The following is a 25,223-nucleotide window of genomic DNA, read 5'->3' on the forward strand; positions in this document are numbered from 1 at the left end:
CGCCACGCGCGGGCGAGGAGGTCACGACCGTCCCACACCGGACGTTCTACCCTCGCCTGGTGGACGCGACGAGCCAGTACCGCCGGGACGAGTCCCGGCGCGCGCCCGCGGCGGAGGGAGGGCTGTTGCTCTTCCGCGTCGGCGGTGTGCCCGTGCTGCTGGCGCCGTCGTGGTGGATCGGCTCGCTGATCATCGTCGTGCTCTACACGCCGCTGGTGAGCAGGTTGCTGCCGGGCGCGAGCTCCGGGATGTCGTGGGTGCTGGCCGCGGCGTTCGCCGTGCTGCTGGGCCTGTCGGTGCTAGCCCACGAGCTCGGCCACTGTGTGGTCGCCCTGCGCCTGGGCATTCCCGTGCGCCGAGTGCGGTTGTTCCTGCTCGGCGGGTTGTCCGAGGTCGCCCGCACCCCGCGCAAACCGGGTCAGGAAGGCCTGGTCGCCGCGGCGGGGCCGTTCGTGTCGATCCTGCTCGCCGCCCTGTGCGGGCTGTTGCTGCTCGCCGTGCCGCCCGGAGGGCCGACGTGGCTGCTCGTGGCGCAGTGCGCCGTCGCCAACCTCGCCGTCGGCGTGTTCAACCTCCTGCCCGGACTGCCGCTCGACGGCGGCAGGATGTTGCGCGCAGGCGTGTGGGCGCTCACCGGCGTGAGGGCGAAGGGCACCAAGGCGGCGGTCTTCGGCGGCGGGCTGGTGGCCGTGGCGCTACTGGTGTGGGCGCTGTGGGGCCTCGCGGAAGGCAGTGAGGACCGCTGGCTGCGGCTGGGCGTCTGCGTCGTGACCGCGTGGTTCGTGGCGCTCGGCGCCTCCAGCGAGTTCGCCGCGGAGGGCAGGCGCGGCTGGCCCGACGGGCTCGAGGTGTCCGATCTGATGCGGCCCGTGCTGCAGCTGCCCGCGGAGAGCCCGGTGTCGGCGGCGCTGTCGGCGTCGGCGGGCCGCGGCGTGGTGCTCGTGCGGGCCGACGGGGTGGCGGCGGGCCTGCTCGACGAGCCCTCGGCGCAGCGGCTGGCCGCCGAGGCGCCGCACGCGCCCGCGGAGTTCGCGGCGGAGCCGATCAGGGCCGAGACGGTGCTGTTGCTCTCCGAGCCCGGCGACGACATCGCCGAACGTGTCCACGAGGTCGCCAGCTGGCAGTTCCTCGTCGTCGACGACGAGGGCAGGCCCGCGGGCGTGCTGCATCGCGAGGACGTGCGGATGGCGATGTCCGGGCACCGGAGGCCGACCCGCTGACGCCCTCGCCAGCGGCTCCTGCGACGATCAACCGCTGTTTCGTCCTAGTCGGACGCCCACGTCGTGAACTGGAGGTTCGGTGTCAGCAGGGCCGTTTCGTGCCGGTGACCGGGTGCAGTTGACCGACCCCAAGGGTCGGCACTACACGCTCGTTCTGGCCGAGGGGGGCGAGTACCACACCCATCGCGGCGCGCTGGCGCACGACGACGTGATCGGCAAGCCGGAGGGCTCGGTGGTCACCTCCGTCGGAGGCACGAGCTATCTCGCGCTGCGCCCGCTGCTGCCGGACTACGTCCTGTCGATGCCGCGCGGTGCACAGGTGATCTACCCGAAGGACGCCGCGCAGATCGTGATGTGGGGCGATGTCTTCCCCGGCGCGCGGGTGCTGGAGGCCGGGGCGGGCTCGGGTGCGCTGACGTGCTCGCTGCTGCGGGCCGTCGGGCCGCAGGGGAGCGTGACCTCCTACGAGGTGCGCGAGGACCACGCCGAGCACGCGGAGCGCAACGTCGAGAAGTTCTTTGGCGAGCGCCCGGCGAACTGGGAACTGCGCCTCGGCGACGTCGCGGAGCACACCGGCGAGGTCGACCGCGTGGTGCTCGACATGCTCGCACCGTGGGACGTGCTGCCCGCCGTGGCGGGCTCGCTGATCCCGGGCGGAGTCCTGGTGGTGTACGTGGCGACGACGACCCAGCTGTCGACCGTCACCGAGGCGCTGCGGGAACAGCAGTGCTGGACCGAGCCGGAGTCGTGGGAGACGATGATGCGCCCGTGGCACGTCGTCGGGCTCGCCGTCCGGCCGGAGCACCGCATGGTGGCGCACACCGCGTTCCTGCTCACCACCCGGCGGCTGGCCGAAGGCGTCACCCCGCCGATCCGCAGGCGGCGCGCGCACCGCGCCTGACACCGATCCCGACGACAGAAACGGGGCGCGCCCGCCGGGCGCGCCCCGTTTCTCTGTTCAGTGCTTCTTCAGCGCTGGCCGCCGGTCAGCCGTTGACGCACCAGGCTCCGTTCTCCTTGGCAGCGGTGAGCTCCTGCTCCTCCCCGCCGGGCAGCGTCACCGGGATCGTGGCGGTGTCGCCCTCGACCCGGATGTCGCCGTTCTGCGAGTAGGTCCCGTCGGGGATCTGGTCGACGGCCGCGGGGTCGATGCTGTCGGGGTCGCAGCTGACCTCCTTGGCCAGCTCCGCGTTCTTCGTGGTCAGCGACTCGAGCGCCCTGTCCGCGAGCTCCTGCACGACGGTCTCGTCATCGCCTGCCGAACCGCTGTCGCCGGGCGCGTCGCCCGAACCGTCGGAGTCCCCGGAGTCCCCGGGGTCCTGCGACTCGCCCGCGCCGGGCACCTGCGGAGCGCTGGACTGCTGGCCGCCGTCGGTGCCGGGGTTCTGGCCCTCGGCGCCGTCCTCGTCGTCACCGCTGGTGAGAAAGAGGATGAGGGCCACGACGCCGCCGATCACCACGATCGCCGCGATCGCGATGCCGACGATCAGGCCGGTCTTCTTCTTCGGCGGCTCGCCGTCCGGCCCGCCGGGAAAGCCGGGAGGCTGGTCACCGAACTGCCCGAACTGGCCGGGTTGACCGAACTGGCCGAACTGACCGGGTTGGCCAAATTGTTGTTCTCCGCCGGTGCCGCGGAGGCCGCCCTCCTGGGGTGTTGGTCCACTCGGTGGGAACTGCCCGCCCTGCTGCGGCTGCTGACCCCACAGGCCCTGCTGGCCGTGCGGCCCGGGCTGCCCCGGTCCTCCCGGAGGTGGCGGCGGATAGGTCACGTGCTCCCCTTAGCGGTCGCTGGCTGCGGAAATCCCTGGTCGGGCCCGTGGATGCGAGTTAGATGCTAGCCACGCCCCGCGGGGTTCCCTCCTGGTGGTTCACCGGACCGGTTTGTCCATTTCATGGAGCTCTCACGATCTGTGACCGGGTGAGCCCAGGAGGCGGAAATCGGGCTGTTGAGCGGATCGGAGTCGGTTCGCGCAGTAGTGGGTAGCCCGTCGCGGCCGCGCGACGCGCCGATCCTGTGATGTGGTTAGGGCTTTTCATGTCGGTGATCGCCGGTACCGTGGGAAGAAATGCATTCCGAGGAGGTGCCGAAATGCAACACGACCTTCCCGGAGGTCGGCATGAGGAGGCCGACCCTTCAGAAACACCCGGATCCGGAGCCGGCGGCGGTCCGACGAGCGAGCAGGTGCGGCAGATCCGCTTCCTGGAGGAGGAAGTGGCGCTGCTCCGCCGCAAGCTCACCGACTCGCCGAGGCAGAACCGCGTCCTCGAGCAGCGACTCGCCGAGGCGACGGAGCGGGTGAGTCAGCTCACGGAGCGGAACAACAAACTCGTCGAGACGCTGCGTGAGGCCCGGAGCCAGCTCCTGGCCCTGCGGGAGGAGGTCGACCGGCTCGCCCAGCCCCCGAGCGGTTACGGCGTGTTCGTCGAGGCCTTCGAGGACAGCACGGTCGACGTCTACACGGCGGGCAGGCGGATGCGCGTGTCCGTGTCGCCCGCGGTGGAGGTCGAGTCACTGCAACGCGGGCAGAGCGTCCGGCTCAACGAGGCGCTCACCGTCGTCGAGGGCGGCACGTTCGAGCGCACGGGCGAGGTGTGCGCTCTGCGTGAGGTGCTCCTGCCCGACACCGAGGGCGGCAGCTCGCGGGCGCTGATCGTCGGGCACGCCGACGAGGAGCGCGTGGTGTGGCTGGCGGATCCGCTGGCTGAGCAGACGCTCAAGCCGGGCGACTCGCTGCTGGTCGACTCCAAGGCCGGCTACGCCTACGAGCGCGTGCCGAAGGCCGAGGTCGAGGACCTCGTGCTCGAGGAGGTCCCCGACGTCCGCTACGAGGACATCGGTGGGCTCTTCCGGCAGATCGAGCAGATCCGCGACGCCGTGGAGCTGCCCTTCCTGCACTCCGACCTCTACCTCGAGTACCAGCTGCGGCCGCCGAAGGGCGTGCTGCTCTACGGCCCTCCGGGCTGCGGGAAGACGCTCATCGCCAAGGCGGTGGCCAACTCCCTGGCCAAGAAGGTGGCGCAGGCACGGGGCGGTGACGACGCGGCCGACGCGAAGTCCTTCTTCCTCAACATCAAGGGCCCCGAGCTACTCAACAAGTTCGTCGGCGAGACCGAGCGGCACATCCGCATGATCTTCCAGCGAGCTCGGGAGAAGGCGTCCGACGGCACTCCCGTGATCGTGTTCTTCGACGAGATGGAGTCGATCTTCCGTACCCGTGGCAGCGGGGTGTCCTCCGATGTGGAGACCACCATCGTCCCGCAGCTGCTCTCGGAGATCGACGGCGTCGAGGGCCTCGAGAACGTGATCGTGATCGGTGCGTCCAACCGTGAGGACATGATCGACCCGGCCATCCTGCGACCCGGCAGGCTGGACGTGAAGATCAAGATCGAACGGCCCGACGCCGAGGGCGCCAAGGACATCTTCTCGAAGTACCTCACCTCCGAGTTGCCGATCCACTCCGACGATCTGCTGGAGTTCGGCGGCGACCGGCAGGCCACGATCGACGCGATGATCCAGCACACCGTCGAGCGGATGTACGAGGAGACCGACGAGAACCGGTTCCTGGAGGTCACCTACGCCAACGGGGACAAGGAAGTGCTCTACTTCCGCGACTTCAACTCCGGCGCGATGATCCAGAACATCGTGGACAGGGCCAAGAAGTCGGCGATCAAGTCCGTGCTGGAGACCAAGCAGCCGGGTCTGCGCGTGCAGCACCTGCTGGACGCGATCGTGGACGAGTTCGCCGAGAACGAGGACCTGCCCAACACCACCAACCCGGACGACTGGGCCCGGATCTCCGGCAAGAAGGGCGAGCGGATCGTCTACATCCGCACGCTCGTCACCGGCAAGAACCAGGACTCCGGCCGGGTGATCGACACCGCGACCAACACCGGCCAGTACCTGTAAGCCGGGCACGACCCGACGAGGCTGCCTCCGGCACGTGCCGGAGGCAGCCTCGTCGGCGTGGCGCACCACCACATTTCGTATAACGCCCTATACGCTGTGGGTATGGACGAGCTTCGGGAGGACCGGCTGCGCGCGCCGGTCACGGCGGCCGATCTGCTGCGCTGGCTGGAAGGCGCGGCCGAGGCGGTGCGTGCGGGCGAGGTGGACGCCGACGAGCTGATCGCGGTGCTGGGGGAGTTGCGGCAGGCGTCGACGGCGTGCGCGAACGCGTCGGACTGGACGCTGCTGGCGGCGAGGGAGGCGGGCGCGAGCCTGCGGCAGATCGCGCCGGTGTTCGGCAAGGGCTACGTGCGGGCGCCGGCGGCGCGGCTGGAGAAGCTGCATCGCGAGGTGCTCTCGGCCGACCAGTTCCTCGAGCTGATGCGCCGCCGCGCCGCCGAGTAGATGTATAACGACCTATACCGCTCGGCGTTGACGCGCGCACGCGTGTTCTCCGGAGGCGAACTACGGTGGCGATCGTGAAGAACGACGCACGGATCGCCGTGGGCCTCGCCGCGCTGGGCAGGCCCGCCTACATCAACCTCGGCCGCACGGCGGAGCTGCCCGAGGGCCGCGACGTCGCCGCGATGCGCGCGGCCACGGACGCGGTGCTCGACCGCGCTTACGCGGCCGGGGTGCGCAGGGTGGACGTCGCGCGCTCGTACGGCCGCGCCGAGGAGTTCCTGGCGGGCTGGCTCGCCGATCGTGGTCACGACGACATCGTGGTGTCGAGCAAGTGGGGCTACGCCTACGTGGGCGGCTGGCGGCTCGACGCTCCGGTGCACGAGGAGAAGCAACACTCACTCACGCGGTTCCGCGAGCAGTGGCGGCAGACGAGCGACCTGCTCGACGGCAGGCTCTCGCTCTACCAGGTGCACTCGCTGACGGCGGACAGTCCGCTGTTCGGCGACGAGCCGTTGCTCGAGGCGCTCGCCGAGCTCGCCGCCTCCGGGGTGCGGGTGGGATTCTCCACATCCGGTCCCGCACAGGCGGACACCATCCGCAGGGCGCTGGAGCTGCGCGTGGCGGGGGAGCCGGTGTTCACCGCCGTGCAGTCGACCTGGAACGTCCTGGAGGCCTCGGCGGGGCTGGCGCTCACCGAGGCACACGATGCCGGCGCACTGGTGCAGCTGAAGGAGACGCTGGCCAACGGCAGGCTCGCGGTGTCGCCACCGACGGCGCTGGCCGAGATCGCCGACGCGCGCGGCGTGCCCGCCGACGCGGTGGCATTGGCCGCCGCGTTCGCGCTGTCCTGGGCCGATGTCGTGCTGGTCGGACCCGCCGGTGTGGCGCAGCTGGACGCCAACCTGGCCGGTGCCGGACTGGAGCTCACCGACGACGAACTGGCGGTGCTCGCCGACTTGCGGGAGGACCCCGTCGACTACTGGGCCCACCGTGCACGCCTCGCGTGGCAATGACTACTGTCTGGTCCCTGTTCGAGCCGAGGGGACGTTGAGGGGACGAGGGTGCGACGAGCACGGGTAGCGGTGGCCGTGACGGCGTTCGCGGCGGCGAGCCTGGCCGGGTGTGCCGACCGGCCCAACGATCTGGGCTCCTACTACGACGAGCCGGAGACCACCGCGCAGACGCCGGAGCCCGCTCCCGCGGCCACCTCGTCGTCGTCCGAGCCGCCGAGCCCGCCGCGCGCGGATCCCGCCGTACTGGGCGCGGAGGCCGACTCCGCGGTCCTCACCGACGAGGACGTGGCCTCGGAGGGCGTGCTGCCCGCCGGGGCGCCACAGAGCGCGCAGGGCTGCCTCGCGGAGGTTCCGCTGGAGCTGGTCGCCGCCGAGCGCCGTGACGCGCGGTGGGACTACCCGACGGGCTCGACGCTCGCCCAGCTCGTCACGGTCTACGCCGACCGTCCGGCCGCCGATGTGCTCGGCACGCGGGTACGCTGCGACGGCGCCGAACTGGAGCTGCCGGTGGCGCAGGACGTCGACGCGCACACCGCGTGGTGCGCCGATGGCACCTGTACGGCGCTGTTCGCGAGCGGCAACGTGCTCTCCGGCATCCAGGTGAGCGCGACCGACGACGCGCGCGCCCAGGCCGCCGTGCAGCGGCTGGCTCCGATCGCCGCGGCGAAGCTCGGTTCCTGAACCGCCGGCAGCCGCCGGGCGTCCGTTCGATGACGGAAAGTCACCGGTTCTTTCCCTTCTGTGCAGCGCACTGACCGGCCGGGGTACGGTCATCCACTCAACGTCGTCACGACGTGTCGCGTCACAATCGAGGAGGGTCCATGCCACAGGCCGAACCGGCCACCAAGAACCCCGACAAGGGATACGTTGCGCTTCTTGGCTGGAGTCTCAACGCGGTGGAGGCTCTCGACCGGTTCGACCGACGATACGTCGTCGTAGCGCCGGACTGGGCCGAGGAGTACTGCTTCGAACACGACATTCCTTATGTGCTGTGGAACTTCGAGCGGCTCAACGACCGTTCGATGGAGATCGCCGAAACGCTCAAGCGGGAGGGCGTCGACGTCGCGATTCCACTGTTCGAGGAGACCGTGGAGTGGGCCGGGGCGATCAACTCCGTCCTGCTCGACAACCCGCGCCTGTTCGGTCAGGCCATGCTGCTGCGCGACAAGGCGCTGATGAAGCGGCGCGCGCAGCTCGGCGGCATCCGCGTCGGGATCTTCGAGGAGGCCCACGACCGCGGTGACGTGATCCGGTTCCTCAAGCGGGTCAACCAGACGCTGCTCAAGCTCGACGGTGACCCGAACGACCCGATCCACCTCAAGGCGTTCGACAAGGCGGGCTCGCTCGGGCATCGCGTGATCCGCACGCCGGACGAGATCGACTCGATCCCGGACGACGAGTTCCCCGTGCTGATGGAGTCGCACCTGGACGGCTGGGAGTTCGCCGTCGAGGCGTGGATCCACCAGGGCAAGATCAAGTTCCTCAACATCTCCGAGTACGTCCGGCTCGGGTACTCGGTCTTCGTGCCGGCGACCCCGGAGCTGGAGCGGTTCCGGCCGCAGATCACCGCCCAGATCGAGAAGCTCATCAAGACCTTCGACATCGAGTTCGGTTTCGTGCACCCGGAGTACTTCGTGACCAGCGACGGAGAGATGTACTTCGGCGAGGTCGCGTACCGTCCGCCCGGCTTCAAGGTTTTCGAGCTGATGGAGCGGGCATACGGGTTCAACGCCTACCAGGCACTGGCGCTGGCGTTCGACCCGAAGACCACGGAGGAGGAGATCGAGGCATTTTTCCCGCGTGAGGTGGTCGACGCGTCGGGCGTCGCGGGCTGCTTCGGCGTCTATCCTCGACGGCGGGTCGTCAGCGATCTCCAGATCCCGGAGGACACTGAAGACGACGACTACTACGAGTCACACGATCTGTCCGCTCCGTTGGAAGAGACGGTCACGAAGAGGACCGCGTTCGGCACCCATTGGGGTCTGCTGTACTTCTTCGGGGACGACCCGTACCGAATGCGCGAAGTGTTGAAGAAACAGGAAGAGCTCGACTTCTACGTCTGACGCCCCGGCGCGGGTGCGAAAGACCGACCCGAGGATGGCCTTTGAAACGGACCGCCGACGTCACCGGCGAGGTCACGACGCTCGACAAGCGCGTGGCCTCGCTCGATGACGCCACTCAGGCCCTGGCCGAGACCCGCGACTTCGGCAAGCCCGCGAAGCTGCGGCGCGTGCTCGAGGCGCTGCGGCGGGTGCTGCTGCAGTCGGGTGGCGCCGCGGCGGTCCAGGCCAGGGCGCAGACGCTGGAAGAAGCGGGCGTGTTCCAGGGCACCGACTGGGCTTCCCCGGAGATCCTGCTGCCCGCGCTGGTGGGGCCGGGACTGCACGCGGGCGAGGCGGACACCGTCGTGATGGAGGCGACCAGCGAGCTGCGCATGCTCGCGGTCGCGCGCGGGGATTTCGCGCATCCGACGATGTCCGCCGAGGACGCGCGCCAGTTCCTGTCCCAGGTGCTGGCGATGAACCTGGAGCTATTGTTCACCCCGCCCAGCGAGGCGGAGCGGGTCCGGCAGGGCCGTACCGCACAGCTGATCAGGGACCTGTTCCGCCATCTCGCCGACGAGATCGGGTACGACACCGTCCTCGACAAGCTGGTGGACGAGATCTGGCGGGTGCTGCGCCAGCGCCCGATCCAGGTCGAGCAGATGCGCTCGCTGATCACCCGGATCTCGATCTACCGAGGGGATCCGGACGTCGATCTGGGCTCCGCGTCGGGTCAGGGCATCGACCGGCTGATCACCAGCTTGTTCGGGACCACCGAGGCGAGCAGGGACGATCCCGGCGTCGACGTCTTCCGTTCCCGGCTGGAGGCGATGGACACCGGTGGCGTGCAGTCGGAGGCCACCGGGTTCGCGCGCGCCATGCACGACACCGGCCTGGTGTCGCCCTACCACGCGGAGCTGCTCCGCTACCTGGTGAACGAGAGCGACTACCTCCTCGGGGAGGCGCTCGGGCTGTCCGAGACGGGGCGCAACTGCCTGCTGCGCTACCGCGACCTGGTGCACCGGCTGATCGAGGAGGCCGTGCACCCGTCGACGGCCCAGTGCGTGTACGGGCTGGCGTTGCTGCTGGACCGCGGCATCCTGCACGAACCGCCGGTGGTGCCGGCTCTGTGGCGTCAGCTGGCCCTCGAGCTCGCGCCCGCGGCCAGGGAGCGGCTGCTGCTCGTCTTCGGTGACCAGCCCTCGCCGGAGGCGAGGCTGACGGCGGGTGCGCTGTCGATGCTGGGCCAGCCGCTCGGCGTCGGGCAGGGCGACAACCCGACCTGCCAGTCGGCCCGCGCACTGTCCATGTGGGCCTACAACGACCCGGACTATCTGCTGCAGATGGTGGTCTGGGCGGCCCGCGACGACGAGATCATCATGCATTTCGAGGGCCAGCCGATCTCGTCGAGGGAGAGCGAGGGCGGGGTCGCGACCACACTGCCGATGGACCTCGATCCCGTGTCCCTGCTCGTGGTGCCGCACCTGGATCGCATCTACGCGGAGATGGGCAGGCGCTGCGCGGGCAGGCCAGGGGACCCGCACCGGTGGGTCAACCCCGAGTTCCACGGCTGGTGGGCGTTTCGCGGGTTCCGGATCAACGTCGACGTCCAGACCGGCAACCTCATCGACCTCGACGAGTTCCTGCGGCAGTTCCACGCGAGCTACCACCCGGCCTACAACGGCGGGCAGCCGCTCATCCACCCGCAGCCCGCAGGTGTGGCGGTCACCGACAGCGCGGCGCGCTACGTCGGCTGGCACGCGATCACGATCCTGCGGGCGGCGCCGGATCCCCAGGACGTCATGCGGGTGTACTTCTTCAACCCGAACAACGACAGCGGCCAGGACTGGGGCGACGGTGTGGTGGTCTCCACCGCGGGCAACGGCGAGCGCTTCGGTGAGGCGTCGCTGCCGTTCGACCAGTTCGCGTCGCGGCTCTACATCTTTCACGCCGACCCGTTGGAGCACGGGCGGTCCGAGGAGGTGCCCGCCGAGGACATCGAGCGGATCGTGGGCTACATCGAGCGCAGCTGGGGAGCGGACCGCCTGCCGGCGGGCATGCTGCAGGCGTCGCGGAACCCGGAGGCCTGAGGCTGCTCAGCCGTGGCGGCGGAACCACTCGAGGATGCCGAGCCTGCCGTCGGGCACCAGCGGGCTCTCCGGGTCCTCGGCCCACCGCCGCAGGTCGGGAAGCGGTAGCCATCCGCCGTCGACGATCTCCTCGGCCTGGTGCACCACCGGCCCGTCCCAGGCGGCCTCGAACGCGAAGTTGTGGCACCGGATCGGCGGCTGGTCGAAGACGTAGGTGAACTGGGGAGCCAGCGACACGCCCGAGATGCCGAGTTCTTCGGCGAGTTCGCGGGCTGCGCACTCCGCCGGTGTCTCGCCCGCCGCCACGACGCCGCCCGCCCAGCAGTCGTGCAGCGACGGGAACACATCCTTGTCCGGCGAGCGCTGGTGCACGTAGGCGAACCGGCCGTCGGTCGAGCGCACCAGCACGACCGACGCGGCGTGCCAGAGCCCCTCGGCCCGGACCCGGGCCCTCGTCGCACGGCCCGTGGGGGCGCCGTCGGCGTCGTAGATCGCAACCAGCTCGTCACCGCCCACCGGGGGATCCTCGCACGAAGCACCGTAGGCTGGGTGACATGCGGCGGATCATGGGAACCGAGGTGGAGTACGGCATCGCGGTACCGGGCGACGCGACCGCGAACCCGGTGCTGACCTCTACTCAAGTCGTGCTGGCCTACGCGGCGGCCGCGGACATCCCGCGAGCGCGCCGTGCGCGCTGGGACTACGAGGTGGAGTCGCCACTGCGCGACGCGCGGGGATTCGACCTCGCCGGGCCGGGCCAGCAGGGCCACGACCCCGACGTCGAGGATCTCGGCGCCGCCAACGTCATCCTCACCAACGGCGCCCGGCTCTACGTCGACCACGCCCACCCCGAGTACTCGGCCCCCGAGGTCACCAACGCGCGGGACGCGGTGATCTGGGACAAGGCGGGCGAGCGCGTCATGGAGGAGGCGGCGATGCGCGCCGCCACCGTGCCCGGCCAGCCGCAGCTGCAGCTCTACAAGAACAACGTCGACGGCAAGGGCGCCAGCTACGGCACCCACGAGAACTACCTGATGGCGCGTGCGACGCCGTTCACCTCGGTGATCGGGGGACTGACGCCGTTCTTCGTGTCGCGCCAGGTCATGACGGGTTCCGGCCGAGTCGGAGTCGGCCCGCAGGGCGAGGAGGCCGGCTTCCAGCTCTCGCAGCGCTCCGACTACATCGAGGTCGAGGTCGGGCTCGAGACCACTCTCAAGCGCGGCATCATCAACACCCGCGACGAGCCGCACGCCGACGCGGACAAGTACCGCAGGCTGCACGTCATCATCGGCGACGCGAACCTGGCCGAGTACTCGACGTTTCTCAAGCTGGGCACCACGGCGCTCGTGCTGGACATGATCGAGGCCGGGGTTCGCTTCGACGACCTCAAGCTGGACGAGCCGGTGCGCGCGGTCCACCAGATCAGCCACGACCCGACGCTGAAGGTCAAGGTCGAGCTCGCCAACGGGCGCAAGTACACCGGTCTCGACCTGCAGTTCGCCTACCACGAGATGGCCTCGCAGCACCTCGAGCGCGAGGGTGCGGACGAGCAGTCGAAGGAGGTCCTGCGGGTCTGGGGCGAGATCCTGGACGCGCTCGCTCGCGATCCCGAGGAGTGCGCCGACCGGCTCGACTGGCCCGCGAAGCTGCGGCTGCTGGAGGCCTACCGCTCGCGCGACCAGCTGGGCTGGGCCGCGCCGCGGCTGCACCTGGTGGACCTGCAGTACTCCGACGTTCGCCTGGCCAAGGGCCTGTACAACCGGCTCGTCACGCGCGGCTCGATGAAGCGCCTGGTCAGCGAGGACGAGGTGCAGGCGGCCATCACCACGCCGCCGTCCGACACGCGCGCCTACTTCCGCGGCCGCACACTGGAGAAGTACGCCTCGTCGATCGCGGCCGCGTCGTGGGACTCGGTCATCTTCGACGTCGGCAAGGAGTCGCTGGTCAGGATCCCGACCCTCGAGCCGCTGCGGGGCACCAAGGCCCACGTCGGCAGGCTGCTCGACGAGGCGGCCACGGCGGAGGAACTGGTCGAGGCGCTGACCGCTTCCGACTGAGTCCGCCCGCGACGCGAAGATCACCGCACGGTCAACGAAACCGCCGAATGTCGTTGGCTCTGGGTAGGCTTAGGGTCAACGGCCACACCGGGAGGCGAGTATGGCTCAGGAAAAGGTTGAGAAGCACGGCGGCGGCGATTCCGACGACGATGTCGACGGTGGTGCCCCGGCCGGTCAGGAGCGCCGCGAGAAGCTCGGCGAGGACGTCGACACGATCCTGGACGAGATCGATGACGTGCTCGAGGAGAACGCCGAGGACTTCGTGCGTGCCTACGTGCAAAAGGGCGGGCAGTAGGCGGGCGCGCGCCATCTCGTAAGCTTGTTGATCACTCCGACTTCCTGCCCCTTTTCGTCGATGGGAACTACGAGCACGCATGGAACACACTCCGCGCAACTCGGGCTTCGCCCTGCCCTCCGCATACCTGTCGTCGACCTCGTCGTCCTTCAGCGACTTCCTGCGGGCGCAGGCGCCTGAGCTGCTGCCCAGCAAACGCCCCGAGGGCTCGCTGGCGCCGGGCAGCGCGCTGGAGCCGCCCCACGGCACGACGATCGTGGCCTCGACGTTCAACGGCGGGGTGCTGATCGCGGGCGACCGCAGGGCCACCAGCGGCAACTTGATCGCCTCGCGGGACCTGGAAAAGGTCTACGTCACCGACGAGTACTCGGCCGTCGGCATCGCGGGAACCGCGGGCATCGCGCTCGAACTGGTCCGCCTGTACACGGTGGAGCTGGCGCACTACGAGAAGATCGAGGGCGTCTCGCTGTCGCTGGACGGCAAGACGAACAAGCTGGCCAACATGGTCAGGGGCAACCTCGACATCGCGATGGCGGGACTGGCGGTGCTGCCGCTGTTCGTCGGCTACGACATCGAGTCGACCGACCCGAAGCGAGCGGGCCGGATCGTGTCCTACGACGTCACGGGCGGCCGGTACGAGGAGAACGCCGGTTACCACGCGATCGGCTCCGGTTCGCTGTTCGCGAAGTCGTCGTTGAAAAAGCTGTACGACCCCGATGCCGACGCCGACAGCGCCGTGCGCGCCGCGATCGAGGCGCTCTACGACGCCGCCGACGACGACACCGCCACCGGTGGACCGGACCTGGTGCGCCGGATCTTCCCGACGGTCGTGACGATCACCGCCGAGCACGGTGCCGTCGCGGTGCCGAGCGAGGAGACCTCGGCCATCGCGTCGGCCGTCGTCGAGGCGCGTGCCGAGCGGCCCGGCCGCTACCAGAGCTGAGCCGCCGAGTTTTCCCGAGCAGCAGTACGACAAACAGAGCGGAGCCAACGCAGTGACGATGCCGCTGTACGCCTCACCCGAGCAGTTGATGCGCGAGCGTTCGGAGCTCGCGCGCAAGGGCATCGCCCGGGGACGGAGCGTCGTCGTGCTCAAGTACCGGGGCGGCGTGTTGTTCGTGGCGGAGAACCCGTCGCCGACGCTGCACAAGGTGTCCGAGATCTACGACCGGATCGGCTTCGCCGCGGTGGGCCGCTACAGCGAGTTCGAGAGCCTGCGCCGTGGCGGCATCCGGCACGTGGACCTGCAGGGCTACCAGTACGACCGGCGCGACGTGAGCGCGAGGGCGCTGGCCAACGTGTACGCCCAGACGCTGAGCACGATCTTCACCGAGCAGCTCAAGCCGTTCGAGGTCGAGATCTGCGTGGCGCAGGTCGGTGCCAGCACTGACGAGGACGAGCTGTACCGGCTCACCTACGACGGCTCGATCTTCGACGAGCCGCGGTTCGTGGTGATGGGCGGGCAGACCGACGCGATCAGCACGAAGCTGAAGGAGACGTTCGAGGACGGCATGGACCTCGCGGCGGCGCTGCGGGTGGCGTCCGAGGCGTTCCGGTCCAGCACCCCCGGCAACAACAACGGCGAGGGCGAGCCGAGCAAGCTCGAGGTCGCCGTACTAGACCGGGAGCGGCCGGGACGCAAGTTCCGGCGGATCACCGGTGCGGCGCTCGACGCGCTGCTGCCGAGCAAGGACGAGCCCGCCGAGGACGCCGACGGCGACTCCGCGGACAAGACGGGGGAGAACGGGGAGTCCACGGAGTCGAAGGGCTCCGCGGACGGCAAGACCGAGTAGTAACTCTCCCCGCGTGGCCAGGGTCGTCGCGCTGGTCGGCTATCCCGTCAAGGGTTGTGCGGGCATGGCGGTGTCGGATGTCGGCGTGACGCCGGCCGGGCTCGAACACGACCGCAGCTTCATGGTCGTGGACGAGGACGGCGTGTTCCGCAGCCAGCGCCGCGACCCCGGTCTCGCTCTGATCGCCCCGGACATCACCGACGACGGCGCGCGCCTGACGCTGCGCGCCCCGGATGTGCCTGCGCTGTCGCTCGACGTGGACACCACCGGTGCTCGCCGTGCCGTCGAGCTGTTCGGCGCACCGCTGCGGGGAATCGACCAGGGCGCCGCGGTGGCGGAGTGGCTGTCGGCCGTGCTCGGCGTGCCCAGCAGGCTGGTCAGAGTCCCGCCAGAACACGACCGCGTCACCAGTGGCGAGACGGAGAGCGCCTCGGGCTACGCCGACAGCAGCGCGATCCACCTGCTGTCCACGGCGTCGCTGAACGTGCTCGATCGCAGGCTGGCCGCGCGCGGCCACGATCCCGTGCCCACGAACCGGTTCCGGCCCAACATCGTCGTGGATGGCTGGGCCGACGCCCACGCGGAGGACCGCGTCCGGTTGCTCACCGTGGGCGAGACCGAGTTGGCGTTCACCAAGCTCGCCATCCGGTGCGCCGTCACGACCGTCGAGCAGGAGACCGGCAGCCGCGCCGGTCCCGAGCCGCTGCGCACGCTCGCCACGTACCGCCGGATGCCGGACGGGATCGCGCTCGGTGTGAAGTTCGCCGTGCGGCGTCCCGGCAAGCTCTCCGTCGGTGACGAGGTCGTTGTGGTGACCTGGCGGGACTAGAGCCGGTAGATCGTCAGCGCACTGGGCCGCGACCGGAACCGGAAGACCCGGCCGAGCGGGCCGACTTCGCCGTCGGTGGCGACCCGGCGGTTGCCGTCGAGCAGTTCGATGTCGAGCGCGGACATGTCCGACTGCCGGTAGACGCGGCTCGCGTTGAGCGTGTTGGTGAGCGCGGCCAGCAGGAACCGGGCCCGCGAGTAGGGCAGGTCGGCACGCAGGTAGCGCACGTCGAGCAGACCGGTGTCGAGAGAGGGCCTGCGGGAGGGCCAGAAACCCTTGGGCGCGTAGGTGCCGTTGCCGACGAACACCATCCAGATCGTGGCGTGCTTGCCGTTGAGCAGCACGTGCAACGGGCGGGCGCTGCGCAGTGTGCGCACCATCGCGAGCGCCGCCGCCGGCCACTTGGGGTGTCGCTCCTCGACCTTTTCCCTCAGCCGCACCATTTCCGGATAGCCGCCGAGGCTCGCGGTGTTGACGAACCAGCGCCGGGCCGAGCCCGCGCCTCCGTCGATCTCGACCTCGCCGAGGTCGATCCCCACGGCCTGGCCCGCCTCGGTCGCGGCGTCGGCGTCGGGCATCGAGCGCACACCGACGTCGCGCGCGAAGTGGTTGAGCGTGCCGGCGGGGATGAGCGCGAGCGGCAGACCGGTCTCCGCGGCGATGGACGCCACGGCGGCGACAGTGCCGTCACCGCCGGCGACCGCGAGCGCGCGCACCTTGCCCTCGCGCCGCTCGATCTCGTCGGTGAGCTGGGTGCGGATATCGGTGCCCGGATCCGGGTAGAGCAGGGTCGCCTTCGGCCAGGCGAAGCGGACCTCCTCGGTCGGGTCGAAGTCGGCGTTGCCGGAGGTGGGGTTGACCACGGCCAGCATGTCCTCGCCGTCGACCATCACGGGCGCGTCGGCGCGGTGTGCCGTGTGGCCGGGCTTGTCGGCCCTGACCGGCCACCAGTGCTGGGTCGCGAGTGCGGACGCGACGCCGATGAGGGCGCCGCCACCGACGTCGGTGGGCCAGTGCACGCCGGTGTGGACGCGGGAGTAGGCCACGGCGGCGCCGAGCGGGACGAGCGCGAGCCCGGCGACGGGCGACTCCATCGCCACCGCGGTGACGAACGCGGTGGCCGAGGCCGCGTGACCCGACGGGAAGGACGACGACGTGGGACGTTTGACCAGCCTGCGAGGCTCGGGCACCGCTTCCGCCGCCGGTCGCCTGCGCGGGAACAGCGGCTTTCCGACGAGGTTCGCGGTGGCGCTGGCGCCCGCGAGCGCGGCCACGCCACGCAGCGCGCCACGGCGGGTCGCGCCCTTGCGGGTGGCGAGGACGAGCGCGACCGCCCACCACAGCCGTCCCTTGTTCGCTGAGCGTGACAGCGCGGTGAGCACCTCGTCTGCCGGGGTGCGAGGGAGGGAGGCGCTGCGGGTCATCAGGCGGTGGTCGGTGACCCCGACCTGGCGCAGTCGCGACTTCAGTTCGTCCAACACGGTGTCCTAAGGTACCGACACAGTCTCGGCGATCGATTCATTCACCGCCCTGCGCGTATTAACGCCTACCCTTGAAGGATGCAGCGGCGGATCTTTGGGATCGAAACCGAGTTCGGGGTCACCTGCACCTTCCACGGGCAGCGCAGGCTCTCTCCCGACGAAGTGGCGCGTTACCTCTTCCGCAGGGTCGTGTCGTGGGGACGGTCCTCGAACGTCTTCCTGTCCAACGGCTCGCGCCTGTACCTCGACGTGGGCTCGCACCCCGAGTACGCGACCGCCGAATGCGATGACCTGACGCAGCTGGTCACGCACGACAAGGCGGGTGAGCGGATCCTGGAGGACCTGCTCGTCGACGCCGAGCGCAGGCTGGCCGACGAGGGCATCGGCGGCGACATCTTCCTGTTCAAGAACAACACCGACTCGGCGGGCAACTCCTACGGCTGTCACGAGAACTACCTGGTGACGCGAGCTGGGGAGTTCTCGCGGATCGCTGACGTGCTGCTGCCGTTCCTCGTGACCCGGCAGCTGATCTGCGGTGCGGGCAAGGTGCTGCAGACGCCGCGGGGCGCGGTGTACTGCCTGTCGCAGCGCGCGGAGCACATCTGGGAGGGTGTGTCGAGCGCCACCACGCGCTCGCGGCCGATCATCAACACGCGCGACGAGCCGCACGCCGACGCCGAGCGCTACCGCAGGCTGCACGTCATCGTGGGCGACTCGAACATGGCGGAGCCGACGACGTTGCTGAAGGTCGGAGCCGCGAACCTCGTGCTCGAGATGATCGAGCAGGGCGTGCAGTTCCGGGACTTCACGCTGGACAACCCGATCCGCGCGATCCGCGAGATCAGCCACGACCTCACCGGACGGCGCCAGGTGCGTCTCGCTGGTGGCCGCGAGGCCTCGGCGCTGGAGATCCAGCGCGAGTACCACGCCAGGGCGGTGCAGCACGTCGAGACCAACGGGTCCGGGCCGACCGCCGAGCGGGTGATCGAACTGTGGGGCCGGGCTCTCGACGCCGTCGAGCAGCAGGACTTCTCCAAGATCGACACCGAGATCGACTGGGCGATCAAGCACCGGCTGGTGGAGCGCTACCGCGCCAAGCACAGCCTCGACCTGTCCGACCCGCGGGTGGCGCAGCTGGACCTGGCCTACCACGACATCCGGCGCGGCCGCGGCGTGTTCGACCTGCTGCAGCGCAAGGGTCTCGTGCGGCGGGTGACCGACGACGGCGAGATCGAACTGGCCAAGGACACGCCGCCCCAGACCACGCGGGCGAAGCTGCGCGGCGACTTCATCGCGGCCGCTCAGCAGGCCGGCCGCGACTTCACGGTGGACTGGGTGCACCTCAAGCTCAACGACCAGGCACAGCGGACCGTGCTGTGCAAGGACCCGTTCCGGTCGGTCGACGAGCGGGTGGAGCGGCTGATCAACTCGCTGTAGGGGCTGGGGCGGAGCCACGCAGGTGGCTCCGCCCCAGCCTTCGCCGCCTCAGGCGTTGACGCGGGGACGCTCCCCCTCGGGCGCCTCGCTGATCCCGACACGGCGGTGGAGCCTGCGCAGCGGTGCGGGCGCCCACCACGCCCGTTCGCCGAGCAGGCGCATGCCCGCGGGGACGAGCAGCCCGCGGATGATCGTGGCGTCGATGAGAATCGCCAGTCCGCTGCCGATGCCGAACATCTGGATGAAGCTGACGCCGCTGGTGGCGAAGGCGAAGAAGCTCACCGCCAGCAGGACCGCCGCCATCGACACGATCCGGCCGGTGCGGGACAGCCCGTCGACCACGGCCTCGCGGGTGGGCAGACCCCGGTCATGGGCCTCCTTGATACGGCTGAGCACGAACACCTCGTAGTCCATGGACAGGCCGAACGCGATGCAGAAGAGCAGCATCAACATGCTCGTGTCGAGCGGCATCGGGGTGAAACCGAGCAGGCCGGACAGTGCGCCGTCCTGGAAGATCAGCACCATCACGCCGAGCGTGGCCGAGAGCCCCAGGACATTGAACACCAGTGCGCGCAACGGTTGCAGCACGCTGCCCGTGAACAGGAACAGCAGCACGAACGTGGTCAGCGCGATGAGGCCGAGCGCCAGGGGGAGGCGGTCGGTGATCGAGTTCGTGGAGTCGAGCAGGACGGCCGCGTCTCCGCCGACGAGCGCCTGCACGCCCGCCGGGGGCGGGACCGCGCGGACGTCCTCGACGACGGCGCGGGCCGAGTCGGACCGCGAGTCCTCGGTGGTGATCACGTCGTAGCGCTGGCCCTGAGCGCTGGGCACGACGTCGGCGACGCCGGGCAGCGCGGCGAGCCGCTGGACGTAGGAGGCCGAGCTCGCCTGGTCGACGGCACCCGTGGTGACCACCTGCACGGCGCGGCTGTCGTCGCCGGGGAACTGCTCGCGCAGCGTGTCGCCGACGACGCGGCTGGAGGCCGTCTCGGGCAGGACGCGGTCGTCCGGCGTGCCGAAGTCGACGCGCAGCAGGGGAGCGGCGGCGAGGACGAGCACCAGCACGGCGGGCGCGGCGACCAGTCCCGGCCTGCGAACGGCGGTGGCGGCGACGCGGCCCCAGAACGAGGACACGGTGCTCGGCGCCGTCCTGCGCCAGGGGAGCTTGCCCGCGTTGACGCGCGGGCCCAGCACGGTGAGCAGCGCGGGCAGCACGAACAGCGCCGCCAGCATCGCGATGAGCACCACGCCGATACCGGCGTAGGCGAACGAACGCAGGAAGTACTGCGGGAACAGCAACAGCGCGGAGAGTGCGACGGCGACGGTGACGGCGCCGAAGGTGATGGTGCGGCCCGCGGTCTCGACGGTGCGGATCACGGCGTCCCGGGTGTCGGCCCCGTCCGCGAGTTGTTCGCGGAAGCGGCTGACCATCAGCAGCGCGTAGTCGATCGCCAGGCCGAGGCCGAGACCCGTGGTGAGGTTGATGGCGAAGATCGAGACATCGGTGAGTGAGCCGAGTACCGAGAGTTCGGCGAACGTGCCGAGGATGGCGATGCCGCCGATGGCCAGTGGCAGGAGCGCGGCGACCACGCTGCCGAACACGAGTACCAGCAGCACGAGGATCACCGGTACGGCGATGGCCTCCGCGATGAGCAGGTCGCGGCCCACCTGGGAGTTGATGTCCTGCCCGACGCCCTGCCTGCCGCCGAGCTCGACGCCGATCGCGCCGTCGTCGCCGGTGTAGCGATCGCTGATCTCGTCCACGGCGGCGTCCTCGTCGGCGAGGTGGGCGACGACCAGTGCGTGGGTGCCGTCGGTGGAGCGCAGCGCGGGCACGCCGGTCTGGAAGTACGAGGTGACGCCGGTGAGTGCGGGGTCGCCGGCGAGCCGTGTGGTGAGGTCGGCGCCCGCGGCGCGGGGGCCGGGCTCGTCGACCGTGCCGGAGTCGGCCGTGACGAGGAAGACCAGGTCGGCCGAGCCACCGTGGCGCGAGTCGATGAGCTCGGCCGCCTCGGTGGACTCGGCCGCGGGATCGTTGAAGCCCTCAGCCTGGAGCTTGCCGAAGGCGGTGACGCCGAGTGCTCCGGCGCCGACGAGGACGAGCAGCGTGACGGCCAGTACGGCGCGGGCGTGGTCGGTGGCGAAGCGTCCGATGCGAGCGAACATGGTGGGCTCCGATGCGGAATGCGGACACGAAGTGGATGTTGACGCCTGCAAACTTTGTGGGCGTTAACTTGTCACTGATGTGTGCGGGTGTCAACATTGATCTGTGAGTTCCTCAGCGTCCGTTCGAAGCGGCTACCACCACGGCGATCTCCGCAACGCGCTCATCGAGGCGGCGGCGGGACTGGCGAGCGACGGCGGACCTGGCGCGGTGACGATCAGGGCCGCGGCGCGCGTCGTCGGTGTGACCCCGACCGCGGCCTACCGGCACTTCGCGGGCCACGAGCAGCTGCTCGACGCCGCGAAGGAGGAGGCCATGATGCAGATGAACGAGGCGATGCGGGCCGAGCTCGCGCAGCGTGCCGAACAGCCCGATCGCGTGGTCCGGGCGATCGGCAACCTCGGCGCGGTCGCTCGCGGCTACCTCAACTTCGCCTTCGCCCAGCCCGGCCTGTTCCGCACGGCGTTCTGCGGCGAGGGCAAGGTGCTGCCGCCGCAGGACCAGCAGTCCGATTACAGCCCGTTCCGCAGGCTCATCGAGGCACTCGACGACCTCGTCGACGCCGGCTACCTGCCCGCCGAGCGCAGGCCGATGGCCGAGTTCGGCGCGTGGGCCACGGCGCACGGGCTGGCGATGTTGATGCTGGACGGGCCGCTGCGCGAACTCGATGCGGCCGCCAGGGACGAGATCATCGTGCGCTCGCTGGTGATCTTCGCGCAGGGACTCGGCACTGGTGCGCTGACCGACGAGCTGCGCACGGCGATCGTGGCCGCGGCGCGGGCGTGAACGCGGGAGTTCGCACGACATGCCGGGACCTCACCAACGGGTGGCGGCGCGGGAGCTAGGGTTGGGAGGGTGTCCACCGCCCGCGCCGAGCGCCTGGTCAACCTGGTGCTCGCCCTGCTGTCCACTCGGCAGTTCCTGACCGCCGAGCGCATTCGCGGGATCGTGCCCGGCTACGGCGACGCGGCCACCGACGAGGCGTTCTCCCGCATGTTCGAGCGGGACAAGACCGAGCTGCGCGAGCTGGGCATCCCGCTGGAGACGGGCCGCAGCTCGGTCTTCGACCCCATCGAGGGTTACCGCATCGCCCGCCGCGACTACGAGCTCGGTGAGATCGAGCTCGGCCCCGACGAGGCCACGGCCGTCGCACTCGCCGCACGCTTGTGGGACTCGCCCGAGCTGACCGGTCAGGCCCACGGCGCACTGGTGAAACTGCGCGCCGCCGGGGTCGAGGTCGACGAGCACGCGTCGACGATCGTGGAGCCGCGTGTGCACACCGAGCCCGCGTTCGCGCCGCTGCTGTCCGCCGTGCAGACCGGCACCGTGGTGCGCTTCGACTACCGGCGGTCCGACTCGCCGGAACGCCGCGAGCGCACGCTGGAGCCGTGGGGCGTCGTGTCGTGGCGGGCCCGCTGGTACGTCGTCGGCCACGACCGCGACCGGGACGCGCCCCGGTGCTTCCGGCTTTCGCGGATCACCGGCGACGTCCGCACGGTCGGCAAGCCGGGAGCGGTGCACCGGCCGCAGGACGTCAACCTGCTGGAGTTCGTGGCGGGGACGTCCGGCAGCCAGGATCCGGCTCCGGCCGCCCGAGCCCGGCTGTGGCTCGCGCAGGGCCGCGCGGCGGGAATCCGCAGGCACGCCACCGTCACGGGCCCGCTCACCGTCGCCGACGTCGAGGGCGACGTCGTGGAGGTCGACCTGTACTTCCCGGAGAGCGCGGCCGACTGGATCGCCGGGCACGGTCCCGACGTGCTGGTGCTCGAACCGGACGTGCTCGCGAAGGCGGTGCGCGACCGGCTGGAGCGCGTCGCACTGGGGCTGGGGGCGGACGCGTGAGCGGCTCGACGGAGCGCATGCCGAGGCTGCTCGCACTCGTGCCGTACCTGCTGGCGAGGCCGGGCATCAAGATCGAGCAGGCCGCCCAGGACTTCGACGTCTCCGCCAAGCAGCTGCGCAAGGACCTCGAGCTGCTGTGGATGTGCGGTCTTCCCGGCTACGGCCCCGGCGACCTCATCGACCTCTCCTTCGACGGCGACACCGTGTCGGTCACCTTCGACGCCGGCATGCGCAGGCCGTTGCGGCTGACCGGCGGCGAGGCCAGCGCTCTGGTGATCGCGCTGCGCGCACTGGGTGAGACCCGGGGCGTCGTCGACACCGACGCGGTGCAGCGCGCGATCGCCAAGATCGAGTCGGCCGCGGGCAACGCGCAGCCTGCCGGGGTGGTCGTGGGCATGGGCGTGCGCGAGCGCGAGACCACCGCGCGCACCCGCGAGACCGTGCGCGGTGCGCTGCAGGCGGGCCGCGCGCTGCGGATGCGGTACTACACCGCGTCCAAGGACGAGGTCACCGACCGCACGGTGGACCCGATGCGGTTGCTGATCGTGCAGGCCAACAGCTACCTGGAGGCGTGGTGCCGCAGGGCGGGTGCCGTGCGGCTGTTCCGGCTCGACCGCATCGACGAGCTCGACGTGCTGGACGAGCCCGCCGCGCCGCCGGCCGGCGCCGAGCCCAGGCAGGTCTCGGCGGACGTGTTCGCTCCGCGTGACGACTATCCGGAGGCCGTGCTGGTGCTCGAGCCGGACGCGCGCTGGATCGCCGAGTACTACCCGTGCGAGGAGCTCGCGGAGCTCGACGGCGGCAGGTTGCGGGTGCGGATGCGCTACGGAGACGAGTCGTGGATGGTGCGGCTCGTGCTGGGCAGGGGAGAGGGCGTGCACGTCGAGGGCCCCGAGTCGCTCGCGCAAGCTGTTCGACAGCGGGCCGCCGACGCGCTGGCCCGGGCGCGTCACCTTCCGGTCACCTACGGCCAGTAGGGTGACGGCGTGTATTACGTGCTGAGCGGTGCCCTGGTCGGGCTCGGAATCCTCGTGCTCGGCGTTGTCCTGTTTCGCATCGTTCGGGTCTTGCGTCGTTTCACCCGGACGTTCAGCATGGTCACCGTGAGTACGCAGGATCGGACGGGGCTGGTGCGGGCCCGGACGGCGGCAGTGCGGGTCGCGATCGGGCAACGGCGCGCTCGCTCGCTCACACAAGACGGTTAAGCCAGTACGATCGATCCTGAACGAGTAAGGGAGGCCACTGATGGGTGCACTGCAGCCGTGGCACTTGATCATTTTGGTCCTTGTCGTGGTTCTGCTGTTCGGTGCGAAGAGGCTCCCGGACGCGGCCAGGTCGGTCGGCAAGTCCATGAAGATTTTCAAGGCCGAGACCAAGGACATGCGCAACTCCGGTGACTCGGACTCGGGCTCGTCCGAGACCACTTCCGAGGCCACCACCGAGGCCGAGACCAGGCAGCTGCCCAGCTCGACGGCCACCGCGGCGGCAGCGGCGGCGGGCGCGGCGTCCGCGGAGAAGGACCAGCAGCTCGCCGACCTGCAGCGCCAGCTGGACGAGCTGAAGAAGCAGCAGCCCAACGCCACCGCCGACCAGGCGCAGAAGAACCTCGGCTGACTGGTCGACTAGCGAGAACGGAAACTCTCCGTGGCGGACTCCTCCGAGAAGCGCGAAGGCCGCCCGGGCAAGCGGCGGAACCGTAGCCGTCGGCACAACCCCGACGGCACGATGACGCTCATCGAGCACATCTACGAGTTCCGCCGCAGGCTCGGTTACGCCCTCCTGGCGATCGTGGCAGGCGGCATCCTCGGCTTCCTCTGGTTCAGCAACAAGATCGGGCCGATCCCGTCGCTCGGCGACATCGTCACCGGCCCGTACTGCGCCATTCCGGCCGATCAGCGGTACCCCAAGGGTGGCGAGTGCCAGCTCCTGCAGACGGTGCCCTTCGAGGCGTTCATGATCCAGCTGCGGGTCGGCCTCACCGCGGGCGCCGTGCTGTTCGCGCCGGTGTGGCTCTACCAGCTGTGGGCGTTCATCGCGCCGGGCCTGTACTCGAAGGAGCGCAAGTACGCGCTCACCTTCGTCGCGTTCGCGAGCGCCCTGTTCGCGGGCGGCGCGGTGCTGGCCTACCTGATGGTGCCCCACGCGCTGGACCTGCTGACCAGCTTCGGTGGCGGCGAGTTCGCCACCTGGTTCACCGGTGACCGCTACATCTCGTTCGTCCTGTCGCTGCTGCTCATCTTCGGGGTCAGCTTCGAGCTGCCACTGCTGATTGTGATGCTCAACCGGGTCGGCGTGGTCCGCTACGACATGCTGAAGAAGTGGCGGCGGGGAATCATCTTCCTGCTGTTCGTCTTCGCGGCGTTCGTGACGCCGGCTGACCCGTTCTCGATGCTCGCGCTGGCGGGTGCTCTCACGCTGCTGTTCGAGTTCGCGCTGCAGCTGACGCGACTGCACGACCGCAGGCTCGACCGCAAGCGCGGAACGGAGGGCTGGGACGAGCTCGCCGACGACGAGGCCGCGCCGTTCGAGTACACGCCGAGCAGCGTCGACGACGAACAGCCCGCGAAGCAGGGCAAGTCGGCGAACACGGACGACATCACGTAACCGCT

Annotated in this window: 24 protein-coding genes; 20 read left to right on the top strand and 4 right to left on the bottom strand. The window is 70.2% G+C overall.

The window, feature by feature from the left end; all coding sequences use genetic code 11:
- The first annotated feature begins 122 nt into the window (after positions 1 to 122).
- Entirely contained in the window at positions 123 to 1,220 is a 1,098-nt protein-coding gene (locus tag JHE00_RS01250) for a site-2 protease family protein (protein ID WP_230422878.1), read from the top strand.
- A gap of 79 nt (positions 1,221 to 1,299) precedes the next feature.
- Complete coding sequence (locus JHE00_RS01255; protein ID WP_200313871.1) at positions 1,300 to 2,121, top strand: tRNA (adenine-N1)-methyltransferase; 822 nt, start codon at positions 1,300 to 1,302, stop codon at positions 2,119 to 2,121.
- 85 nt (positions 2,122 to 2,206) lie between these two features.
- Here JHE00_RS01255 and JHE00_RS01260 read toward each other — a convergent pair whose 3' ends face one another.
- A complete protein-coding gene (locus JHE00_RS01260; RefSeq protein WP_200313874.1) occupies positions 2,207 to 2,989 on the bottom strand; it encodes a flagellar basal body-associated FliL family protein in 783 nt (260 codons plus the stop codon).
- A gap of 320 nt (positions 2,990 to 3,309) precedes the next feature.
- On the opposite strand from JHE00_RS01260, the gene arc reads away from it, so the two are divergent.
- From arc to JHE00_RS01290, 6 genes are all read left to right on the top strand, one after another.
- Complete coding sequence (gene arc, locus JHE00_RS01265) at positions 3,310 to 5,127, top strand: proteasome ATPase (protein ID WP_200313877.1); 1,818 nt, start codon at positions 3,310 to 3,312, stop codon at positions 5,125 to 5,127.
- Between the two features lie 102 nt (positions 5,128 to 5,229).
- Complete coding sequence (locus tag JHE00_RS01270; protein ID WP_200313879.1) at positions 5,230 to 5,571, top strand: hypothetical protein; 342 nt, start codon at positions 5,230 to 5,232, stop codon at positions 5,569 to 5,571.
- Between the two features lie 74 nt (positions 5,572 to 5,645).
- Positions 5,646 to 6,584, top strand: coding sequence for an aldo/keto reductase (locus JHE00_RS01275; protein WP_200313881.1), 939 nt, complete (start codon positions 5,646 to 5,648; stop codon positions 6,582 to 6,584).
- 48 nt (positions 6,585 to 6,632) lie between these two features.
- Positions 6,633 to 7,265: a hypothetical protein gene (locus JHE00_RS01280; protein WP_200313883.1), complete on the top strand. Its 633-nt coding sequence runs from the start codon at positions 6,633 to 6,635 to the stop codon at positions 7,263 to 7,265.
- Positions 7,266 to 7,405: 140 nt separating this feature from the next.
- Positions 7,406 to 8,647 (top strand): ATP-grasp domain-containing protein, encoded by a 1,242-nt coding sequence (locus tag JHE00_RS01285; protein WP_200313885.1) that lies wholly within the window; start codon positions 7,406 to 7,408, stop codon positions 8,645 to 8,647.
- A 41-nt stretch (positions 8,648 to 8,688) separates the two neighbouring features.
- A complete protein-coding gene (locus tag JHE00_RS01290; RefSeq protein ID WP_200313887.1) occupies positions 8,689 to 10,716 on the top strand; it encodes a hypothetical protein in 2,028 nt (675 codons plus the stop codon).
- A 6-nt stretch (positions 10,717 to 10,722) separates the two neighbouring features.
- Here the strand turns inward: JHE00_RS01290 and JHE00_RS01295 are convergent, their stop codons facing one another.
- The gene (locus JHE00_RS01295; RefSeq protein ID WP_307831769.1) at positions 10,723 to 11,232 is read right to left on the bottom strand and encodes an NUDIX domain-containing protein; all 510 of its coding nucleotides are present in this window, start codon (positions 11,230 to 11,232) and stop codon (positions 10,723 to 10,725) included.
- A 38-nt stretch (positions 11,233 to 11,270) separates the two neighbouring features.
- On the opposite strand from JHE00_RS01295, the gene dop reads away from it, so the two are divergent.
- The 5 genes from dop (at position 11,271) to JHE00_RS01320 (ending at position 15,690) form a co-directional block, all read left to right on the top strand.
- A complete protein-coding gene (dop, locus tag JHE00_RS01300) occupies positions 11,271 to 12,773 on the top strand; it encodes a depupylase/deamidase Dop (protein WP_200313889.1) in 1,503 nt (500 codons plus the stop codon).
- A gap of 100 nt (positions 12,774 to 12,873) precedes the next feature.
- On the top strand, positions 12,874 to 13,068 hold the full coding sequence (locus tag JHE00_RS01305; RefSeq protein ID WP_110335685.1) for a ubiquitin-like protein Pup: 195 nt from the start codon (positions 12,874 to 12,876) through the stop codon (positions 13,066 to 13,068).
- A gap of 79 nt (positions 13,069 to 13,147) precedes the next feature.
- Positions 13,148 to 14,011 carry a proteasome subunit beta gene (prcB, locus tag JHE00_RS01310; RefSeq protein ID WP_200313891.1) on the top strand — a complete coding sequence of 288 codons (864 nt, stop codon included), beginning with the start codon at positions 13,148 to 13,150 and terminating at the stop codon, positions 14,009 to 14,011.
- Between the two features lie 52 nt (positions 14,012 to 14,063).
- Entirely contained in the window at positions 14,064 to 14,861 is a 798-nt protein-coding gene (gene prcA / locus JHE00_RS01315; RefSeq protein WP_200313893.1) for a proteasome subunit alpha, read from the top strand.
- Between the two features lie 13 nt (positions 14,862 to 14,874).
- Entirely contained in the window at positions 14,875 to 15,690 is an 816-nt protein-coding gene (locus JHE00_RS01320; RefSeq protein WP_200313895.1) for an MOSC domain-containing protein, read from the top strand.
- On the opposite strand, the gene JHE00_RS01325 is transcribed toward JHE00_RS01320, so the two are convergent.
- Positions 15,687 to 17,114 (bottom strand): bifunctional phosphatase PAP2/diacylglycerol kinase family protein, encoded by a 1,428-nt coding sequence (locus JHE00_RS01325; protein ID WP_200315739.1) that lies wholly within the window; start codon positions 17,112 to 17,114, stop codon positions 15,687 to 15,689. The genes JHE00_RS01320 and JHE00_RS01325 overlap by 4 nt on opposite strands.
- Before the next feature lie 135 nt (positions 17,115 to 17,249).
- Between JHE00_RS01325 and pafA the strand changes: the two genes are divergently transcribed.
- On the top strand, positions 17,250 to 18,608 hold the full coding sequence (gene pafA, locus JHE00_RS01330; protein WP_200313897.1) for a Pup--protein ligase: 1,359 nt from the start codon (positions 17,250 to 17,252) through the stop codon (positions 18,606 to 18,608).
- Positions 18,609 to 18,656: 48 nt separating this feature from the next.
- Here pafA and JHE00_RS01335 read toward each other — a convergent pair whose 3' ends face one another.
- Positions 18,657 to 20,774, bottom strand: coding sequence for an MMPL family transporter (locus tag JHE00_RS01335; RefSeq protein WP_200313899.1), 2,118 nt, complete (start codon positions 20,772 to 20,774; stop codon positions 18,657 to 18,659).
- A 103-nt stretch (positions 20,775 to 20,877) separates the two neighbouring features.
- Here JHE00_RS01335 and JHE00_RS01340 point away from each other — a divergent pair, with 103 nt between their 5' ends.
- The 6 genes from JHE00_RS01340 (at position 20,878) to tatC (ending at position 25,218) form a co-directional block, all read left to right on the top strand.
- Positions 20,878 to 21,558 (top strand): TetR/AcrR family transcriptional regulator, encoded by a 681-nt coding sequence (locus tag JHE00_RS01340; RefSeq protein WP_200313901.1) that lies wholly within the window; start codon positions 20,878 to 20,880, stop codon positions 21,556 to 21,558.
- Between the two features lie 69 nt (positions 21,559 to 21,627).
- Positions 21,628 to 22,614, top strand: coding sequence for a helix-turn-helix transcriptional regulator (locus tag JHE00_RS01345; protein ID WP_200313902.1), 987 nt, complete (start codon positions 21,628 to 21,630; stop codon positions 22,612 to 22,614).
- Entirely contained in the window at positions 22,611 to 23,591 is a 981-nt protein-coding gene (locus JHE00_RS01350) for a helix-turn-helix transcriptional regulator (protein ID WP_200313904.1), read from the top strand. The genes JHE00_RS01345 and JHE00_RS01350 overlap by 4 nt, the downstream gene beginning before the upstream one ends.
- Before the next feature lie 9 nt (positions 23,592 to 23,600).
- Positions 23,601 to 23,819 (top strand): bacteriophage holin, encoded by a 219-nt coding sequence (locus JHE00_RS01355; protein WP_200313906.1) that lies wholly within the window; start codon positions 23,601 to 23,603, stop codon positions 23,817 to 23,819.
- Between the two features lie 40 nt (positions 23,820 to 23,859).
- The gene (gene tatA, locus JHE00_RS01360) at positions 23,860 to 24,228 is read left to right on the top strand and encodes a Sec-independent protein translocase subunit TatA (protein ID WP_200313908.1); all 369 of its coding nucleotides are present in this window, start codon (positions 23,860 to 23,862) and stop codon (positions 24,226 to 24,228) included.
- A gap of 30 nt (positions 24,229 to 24,258) precedes the next feature.
- Positions 24,259 to 25,218, top strand: a complete 960-nt coding sequence (tatC, locus tag JHE00_RS01365; protein WP_200313910.1) for a twin-arginine translocase subunit TatC — start codon at positions 24,259 to 24,261, stop codon at positions 25,216 to 25,218.
- The last annotated feature ends 5 nt before the right edge of the window (positions 25,219 to 25,223 follow it).

Origin of the sequence: Prauserella cavernicola, assembly GCF_016595675.1 — a bacterium.
Taxonomy (GTDB): domain Bacteria; phylum Actinomycetota; class Actinomycetes; order Mycobacteriales; family Pseudonocardiaceae; genus Prauserella_A; species Prauserella_A cavernicola.